Raw genomic sequence first — 7277 nt, 5'->3', positions numbered from 1 at the left:
TCTAACGAATTACCGATTTCAGTCCCATTCTCGCTTTTTGTATTTCTATGCTTTTAATTGTAAGAGTTCTTCAATCTCAGCCAGAGTGCTGGCTTGCGAGATGGCTCCACGGAGTTTGGCTGCGCCTGAAGTCCCACGAAGGTAGTGAGGGGCGAGCCCTCGGAATTCACGAACGGCAATGTGCTCACCTTTGAGATCGATCAAGCGTTTCAAATGTTCGTAAGCAATCTTCATCTTGTCTTCAAATGTCAAATCAGGCAGGATTTCTCCTGTTTCAAAGTAGTGGTTGATTTGGTTGAAGAGATAAGGATTCCCCATAGCAGCGCGACCAATCATGACCGCATCAGCACCGACTTCTTCGATCCGTTGTTTGGCATCTTGAACTGTGCGGATATCTCCGTTTGCGATAAATGGAATCTTAGTCAGGGCTTGTGCAACCTTGTGAAGGGTCTCAAGATCCGCATGCCCCGTATACATTTGCTCCCGAGTCCGTCCATGCATGGCAAGGGCAGAGACACCCGCAGCTTCGGCAGCGAGGGCGTTCTCAACTGCTAGGGAAGGATCCGACCAACCCGTCCGCATTTTAACAGTGAGGGGGATATCGAGGACGGATTGAACCTTATTGATGATGGAGTAGATCTTGTCTGGGTCCTTGAGCCACATGGCACCAGCCTCGTTCTTGACGATTTTATTCACCGGGCAACCCATGTTGATATCGACGATATCGGTCTTGGTATTTTCTTGGATAAATTCAGCTGCGCGTGCCAGGCTATCTTCGTCACTTCCAAAGAGTTGGATCGATACAGGGTTTTCTCCTTCATCGATATGAAGCATGTGAAGCGTCTTTTCATTGTTGTACTGGATTCCCTTGTCAGAGACCATTTCCATCACAACGAGCCCTGCCCCCAGTTCTTTGGCAATGGTCCGGAAAGCTGAGTTGGTCACTCCGGCCATTGGGGCTAGGACGGTACGGTTAGGGATTTCGACATCCCCGATCATAAATGGCGTATTAAGATTTGTCACGAATGAGTTCCTCCAAGTCATTTTCGTCAAAGTGGTAGTGTGTTTGGCAGAATTGGCAGGTAATCTCTGCACCGTGATCTTCATCTTTCATCTCTTTCAGATCACTAGCTGGCAGACTCGCTAAAGCGTTCAAGAAACGCTCACGGCTGCAGTCGCACTGGAAGCGAAGTTCTTCTTCAGAGAGGCGTTTGAAAGGTTCATCCCCATAGATAGCAGAAAGAAGGGCTTCAATATGGTCTTCAGATTCCAAAAGTGTGGAGATGGCAGGCATTTCTTGGATGCGTTTTTCAAAGCGCGCGATTTCTTCTTCCTTGGCATTTGGCAAGACTTGAAGCAAGAAGCCACCCGCCACCTTGACCTTGTCTTCGTCATCCAACAGAACATTGAGTCCAACTGCAGAAGGTGTTTGTTGGCTTTCCGTCAGATAAAAGGCCAGGTCTTCTCCGATTTCACCTGTCACAAGAGGGGTCATAGAGTGATAAGGATTTCCCGTACCATAATCTGTGATAACAAGGAATTCTCCGTTTCCGACAAATGGTCCCACCAGGACTTCGCCAGTTGCCGTTTTCTTGATATCCACTCCAGGATTTTGCACGTAGCCTTTCACATTTCCCTTGGTATCTGCCACGGTGATGATGGCTCCGAGTGAGCTAGTCCCAAGGACTTTGACCGTAATTTTAGTATCTCCTTTCTCGTTTGCCGCCAAGATTTGACTGGCAATGAGGGTACGGCCAAGTGCGACCGTGGAGCTAGCTTGTGTATGATGTTTTTCTTGGGCTGTTCGTACAGTTTCTGTACTGTCTAGTACATAGGCACGAAAAGCGCCACTTTCTGATATAGTTTTAATAATTTTGTCCATACCTACTATTTTAGCACAAAATAGAAAAACAGGCGCAGGCCTGCGCTTGTTTTTTGGGGTTAGGAAGAATTTTAAGACCAAAAATAGTATAATAAAACAAAGGAGGCTAGCATGAACCAATCTTTGAAAGCGGCAGTCTATGGTTTGGCGGTAGCTGATGCATTAGGGGATCCGTATGAATTTTTAACCCGAGGCAGTTTTAAAGCGATTGAGATGGTGGGCTATGGAAGCCAACAGTAACTGGCTGGAACTTGTTCAGATGATACTAGCCTTGTATTCGCGGCCTATGATTCTTTTTGGGAAAAAGGGAAGATTTCCTCTGCTATATGCAGGAGAGGTTTGAAATTTGCTTGTTAGAGGATGATTTTACAGCAAATGACTTGCTATTTTAAACTTGTAGGAGGACCATGCTTAATCTTTTTAGGTTATCATCTAAAACTCTACCTCGGTTACAAAACAAAAACGCAGAGACATCTTCTGCGTTTTCTTACTTTATAGGTCCATTTCTGGGAAAAGTTTAGCTAGTATTTTCGGAGTAATGCTTTGTCCCGGCCCCTCAGCACAATAGGTGTGCATATACATAGAAGGATTGAAGTTGAGCTCGATGCAGGTACAGTTGGGATTTTCCTTTGTGGAAATAGCAGAGCTGTCAGGGATGATGAGATCAACGCCACAGGCCCAGGCTCCCATAGCCTTTGCCATGTCCGCAGCGAGTTCCTTATAAGATGGGTGCATGCTGTCTGTGACATCAATCGAGTCTCCGCCAGTAGAAATGTTGGAATTGCGCCGCAAGTCAACCTTGACTCCAGCAGGCAGGATATCATCTGGTCCATAGCCTTGCTGGTCCAGCATGAGCAGTTCAATGTCCCCCAGTTCAATGATTTCAAGCGGTGAACGATGATCTCGGCCCCGCAGAGGATTGTCATTTTTGATGGCAATCAATTCTCTCACGGTATGCTGACCGTCTCCGACGACATTGGCCGCCACTCGCAAGAGGACTGCTTGGCATTGTCCGTCTAAGACAAAGAAGCGGTACTCCGTTCCAGCGATAAATTCCTCCACTAAGACGGCGACATCTTCTGAAAAAGCAATCTCCAGAGCCTTGTGATAAGCTTCCAGGCTAGCTGGCTCTTGGAAGATAGAGATGCCCAGTCCGAAGTTAGTTGACTTGGGTTTGACAACAATTTCTCGGTTCTTAATCAAAGGGTAGTAGGCCAGTCCCTCTTCTAGAGAAGAAAATTCTGCTCCAGCCGGAACGGGAAAGTCAGCTGCTGCCAAAATCTTTTTGGTGACTGTTTTATTGGCCATGGCCAAAGGGATGACATAGTTATCCTTGGAGGTCATATTGCCGTTCTTGACATATTCTACATGACTACCATGCCAAAGCTTGAGAAATTGGTCCTTTTCATCTAAAATTTCGACATTTAGCCCCTTTTGAATAGCATCAAAGAGTAGCATCTGGGTGGACAGTTCCATATTTTCGTAGCCTTTGAGGGCATAAGGAGCAGTCCAGGCATAGCGGTGGTATTCTTCTGCTTTTTCTAGACCAAAAGCTGTTAAGGAATCTTGCTGGATATGGGGCAGGAGCTGTCCTGACAGTGTCAGCTGAGGATGTAAGAGAGCCTCTCTCATCTGGTCCAGCAAAGTTTGATAGTAAGTTGGCAGTTCAAAATGCTGGATGAGCCCTTCCATGGCTTGGAGAATGGCTGAGCTGTCTGCCTCATCTGGCAGGGCAGTCAGCGGGTGGCTACAAGCAATTTTCTGGTTCAAATCATGAGCATCTTTTAATACTGCATCAACATTTTCTACATCATCTAGCCAGAGCAGGCCCAGTAAAAAGAGATGGACAGTATCTAAGGTCTCTTGGCTAATGCCCAAATGGTCAAAAGGATTGAGATCGAAGCAGCGGAATTCCAGATAGGTGATACCCTGCTCCAGATAGGCGCGATTGTGCTTCTGTCCACGGAAGCGAACGGCTGAGTAAAATTCTTTTTCAGCACTGAGCTCGCCAGACTGAACGTAGTTGTCAATATCGGTTACATATTGCTCCAAAGAAGTGTAGGACACCTGAATATTCTCGTCATTGACATAGCCATAGTTGCTGTTGCGAAAAGAGCGGATAGGCTGCGGGTATTCCTGACTGTAGAAGCCGGCTTCTGCCAGAGGAGCAGCACCGTAGAGATAGGTTAAGAGCCATCGGAAACGCAGAAAGTTTCGAGCCAGTTTGAGATAGAGGTCATTTTTAAAGTCCTTGAGTAAATGATAGGAGCTGACTTGAAAGAGAGCAGCGACCAGATCTTTCCCTAGCTCCATGTTGTAGTGGATACCAGAGATGGCCTGTAGTTTTTTGCCATATTTTTTCGCTAAACCCTCTCGGTAGTGGCGTTCGTATTCGTTTTCCAGACGGGCGATGATAATATCTTCTTCAGTCAGCTGCGGTGGCATGGACAGAGGCCACAGGCATTCACTCTGGTCAATTGAGCGGCCTGCCACATCGCTGATAGCTCCCAGTAAGCGCCGCGCTTCCTTAGTAGAGTGAGCAATAGGTGTAATTAGTTCCAGTTGTTGTTCGCTGAAGTCTGTTTGGATGGTCGGGTGGAAATTGCGGGAACCAAGCTGACTCGGATGAGCAGTTTGAGCTAAGTGTCCATCAGTTGTCACTCGCAGATTTTCCCTCTCCAGACCAAAGGTCGCTTGGAGAATAGGGCTTGATGTATCCAGTTTCTGCAGTAATTGATTAATCGTCATCGTTTCACCGTCCTATGGTAGTTATTTTAGTCTATTACAAACGGAAAAAGAAAGCAAATTTCCGCTACGATTTTACAAAAATTCCGAACTTTTATTTTAAATTAAGTACTAAAATTCAGAAAATACATATTTTGTAAAAATGTAATTCGTCTACATAAGAGAAAAAACAAATGAAATGATGAACCCTCCTTGAAAAATTGTCAAATTTTTCATATAATGAGGTATAAAACATAATCGCAGGTGAGATTCCTGCCTGCTTTTCAAGAAAGGACGAGCTATATAGCTCAGACAAAGATATGACATCAGTAGTTGTTGTAGGAACCCAGTGGGGAGATGAAGGAAAAGGGAAGATTACAGACTTCCTATCAGCCAATGCAGAAGTCATTGCTCGCTACCAAGGTGGGGACAATGCCGGTCACACCATCGTGATTGATGGCAAAAAGTTCAAGTTGCACTTGATTCCTTCTGGTATCTTCTTCCCTGAAAAGATCTCTGTGATTGGAAATGGGGTGGTTGTCAACCCGAAATCATTGGTCAAAGAGTTGGCGTATCTCCATGAAGAAGGGGTATCAACAGACAGCCTTCGCATTTCTGACCGTGCCCATGTCATCCTTCCTTACCACATCGAATTGGACCGTCTCCAAGAAGAGTCTAAAGGTGAAAATAAAATCGGAACGACCATCAAAGGGATTGGACCAGCTTACATGGACAAGGCTGCGCGTGTGGGAATCCGGATCGCGGATCTTTTGGACCGCGACGTCTTTGCGGAACGCCTTCGTATCAACTTGGAAGAAAAGAACCGTCAATTTACCAAACTCTATGATGCAGAGCCTCTTTCATTTGACGATATCTTCGAAGAATACTATGAATATGGTCAACAAATCAAGCAATATGTAACCGATACTTCTGTTATCTTGAACGATGCTTTGGATAACGGCAAGCGCGTGCTCTTTGAAGGAGCTCAAGGGGTTATGTTGGATATCGACCAAGGAACCTATCCGTTTGTTACTTCATCAAACCCTGTTGCAGGTGGGGTGACCATCGGATCAGGTGTCGGCCCAAGCAAGATCGACAAGGTTGTCGGTGTATGTAAAGCCTATACCAGCCGTGTTGGTGACGGACCATTCCCTACGGAGCTCTTTGATGAAGTGGGCGAGCGCATCCGTGAAGTGGGGCATGAATACGGTACAACGACTGGCCGTCCGCGTCGGGTGGGCTGGTTTGACTCAGTTGTCATGCGCCATAGCCGTCGTGTCTCAGGAATTACCAATCTTAGCTTGAACTCCATCGACGTTTTATCAGGCTTGGATACAGTGAAAATCTGTGTGGCTTACGACTTGGATGGCGAACGCATTGATCACTATCCAGCAAGCTTGGAGCAACTCAAACGTTGCAAACCAATCTATGAAGAATTGCCAGGTTGGTCAGAAGACATCACCGGTGTTCGCCACTTGGACGAGCTTCCAGAAAATGCCCGCAACTATGTGCGCCGGATCGGCGAATTGGTTGGTGTGCGCATTTCAACCTTCTCAGTCGGACCAGATCGTGACCAAACCAATATCCTTGAAAGTGTCTGGTCAAGTAAATAATTTAAAAGAGGCTGGGACAAAAATCCTAGCCTCTCAATTATTTTTGGATTGTAGAGCAAGACGCAGTGGTTGAGTGGGCTCTAATACGCTGATTTCATCAGCTTATACAGCCCTACTCAACTGTGCGGAGGTGGGACGACGAAATCGAATTCTAACGAATGACCGATTTCTGTCCCACTCTCTTTTGCTACTTAAGCTTACTTTAAGACCTCTGAGATATACTAAGATCATAAACAAAGACCTCCCAACTTTGTTTAGCACTCTTTAACTTTTTTCATAATATCTCCCTATAAGAAGTCACCCATTGGTGGCTTTTTTTGTAGCTTCATCATATAATAGAACAAGAACATAAAAAGTAAGTGAGTGTACAAGTGAGAGACTATACCCTAGAAGAGAAAGAAGCTTTTATGCGAGAGGCCTTAAAAGAGGCAGAGATTGCCTTAGCCCATGAGGAAATACCCATTGGCTGTGTCATTGTCAAAGACGGTGAGATCATTGGACGTGGCCACAACGCACGAGAGGAATTGCAGCGAGCGGTCATGCATGCGGAGGTGATAGCGATCGAAGAAGCCAATCAGCATGAAGAGAGCTGGCGTTTGCTGGATACGACTCTTTTTGTGACCATTGAACCTTGCGTCATGTGTAGCGGTGCCATTGGACTGGCCCGGATCCCTCAGGTGATTTACGGAGCGACCAATCAAAAGTTTGGCGGAGCAGGGAGTCTCTATGATATTTTGACAGATGAACGCCTCAATCACCGGGTGGAAGTAGAAACAGGAATCTTGGAAGCAGAATGTGCAACCATCATGCAGACCTTCTTCCGCCAAGGCCGAGAACGAAAAAAACAAGCCAAGCTCGCAGCCAAGGCCGAAACACAAGAATAAAAACCGGACCTTTGCAAATCGAACAAATTATGATATAATACCTATCGGAGCAACAGTTCTGCGTGAAGCGGGTCAGGGGAGGAATCCAGCAGCCCTAAGCGAAGTGAACTGTGTGCTCTTTTTTCTATAGCTCTTAGTGAGGTAAGCCTGTAAGGCGCAACCGAGCTTAGAGAT

General features: G+C 46.1%; 6 protein-coding genes and 1 other RNA gene. 4 read left to right on the top strand and 3 right to left on the bottom strand.

Annotation, left to right across the window (positions count from 1 at the left end):
* Positions 1 to 45: 45 nt before the first annotated feature.
* Complete coding sequence (gene dusB / locus HMPREF2917_RS08700) at positions 46 to 1023, bottom strand: tRNA dihydrouridine synthase DusB (RefSeq protein ID WP_003012894.1); 978 nt, start codon at positions 1021 to 1023, stop codon at positions 46 to 48.
* Positions 1010 to 1882, bottom strand: coding sequence for an Hsp33 family molecular chaperone HslO (hslO, locus tag HMPREF2917_RS08695; protein ID WP_070590267.1), 873 nt, complete (start codon positions 1880 to 1882; stop codon positions 1010 to 1012). The genes dusB and hslO overlap by 14 nt, the downstream gene beginning before the upstream one ends.
* A gap of 111 nt (positions 1883 to 1993) precedes the next feature.
* Here hslO and HMPREF2917_RS11790 point away from each other — a divergent pair, with 111 nt between their 5' ends.
* Positions 1994 to 2122, top strand: coding sequence for a hypothetical protein (locus HMPREF2917_RS11790; RefSeq protein ID WP_256324266.1), 129 nt, complete (start codon positions 1994 to 1996; stop codon positions 2120 to 2122).
* Between the two features lie 252 nt (positions 2123 to 2374).
* Here the strand turns inward: HMPREF2917_RS11790 and gshAB are convergent, their stop codons facing one another.
* On the bottom strand, positions 2375 to 4630 hold the full coding sequence (gene gshAB / locus HMPREF2917_RS08685) for a bifunctional glutamate--cysteine ligase GshA/glutathione synthetase GshB (protein ID WP_003002066.1): 2256 nt from the start codon (positions 4628 to 4630) through the stop codon (positions 2375 to 2377).
* Positions 4631 to 4926: 296 nt separating this feature from the next.
* Here gshAB and HMPREF2917_RS08680 point away from each other — a divergent pair, with 296 nt between their 5' ends.
* The 3 genes from HMPREF2917_RS08680 (at position 4927) to ffs (ending at position 7238) form a co-directional block, all read left to right on the top strand.
* The gene (locus HMPREF2917_RS08680; RefSeq protein ID WP_070590266.1) at positions 4927 to 6219 is read left to right on the top strand and encodes an adenylosuccinate synthase; all 1293 of its coding nucleotides are present in this window, start codon (positions 4927 to 4929) and stop codon (positions 6217 to 6219) included.
* A gap of 371 nt (positions 6220 to 6590) precedes the next feature.
* Positions 6591 to 7103: a tRNA adenosine(34) deaminase TadA gene (gene tadA / locus HMPREF2917_RS08675; protein ID WP_045759981.1), complete on the top strand. Its 513-nt coding sequence runs from the start codon at positions 6591 to 6593 to the stop codon at positions 7101 to 7103.
* A gap of 39 nt (positions 7104 to 7142) precedes the next feature.
* An RNA gene (gene ffs / locus HMPREF2917_RS08670) (signal recognition particle sRNA small type) lies at positions 7143 to 7238 on the top strand.
* The last annotated feature ends 39 nt before the right edge of the window (positions 7239 to 7277 follow it).

Origin of the sequence: Streptococcus sp. HMSC061E03, assembly GCF_001813505.1 — a bacterium.
In the GTDB taxonomy this organism is placed as follows: domain Bacteria; phylum Bacillota; class Bacilli; order Lactobacillales; family Streptococcaceae; genus Streptococcus.
Note: the sequence above shows the minus strand (reverse complement) of the source record. Positions and strands in the feature narration are given on the sequence as shown.

Bases quoted from the DNA above. Each gene is read 5' to 3' on its own strand.
- hslO (WP_070590267.1), bottom strand. From the start codon at position 1,882: ATGGACAAAATTATTAAAACTATATCAGAAAGTGGCGCTTTTCGTGCC.
- HMPREF2917_RS08680 (WP_070590266.1), top strand. From the start codon at position 4,927: ATGACATCAGTAGTTGTTGTAGGAACCCAGTGGGGAGATGAAGGAAAA.
- gshAB (WP_003002066.1), bottom strand. From the start codon at position 4,630: ATGACGATTAATCAATTACTGCAGAAACTGGATACATCAAGCCCTATT.
- HMPREF2917_RS11790 (WP_256324266.1), top strand. From the start codon at position 1,994: ATGAACCAATCTTTGAAAGCGGCAGTCTATGGTTTGGCGGTAGCTGAT.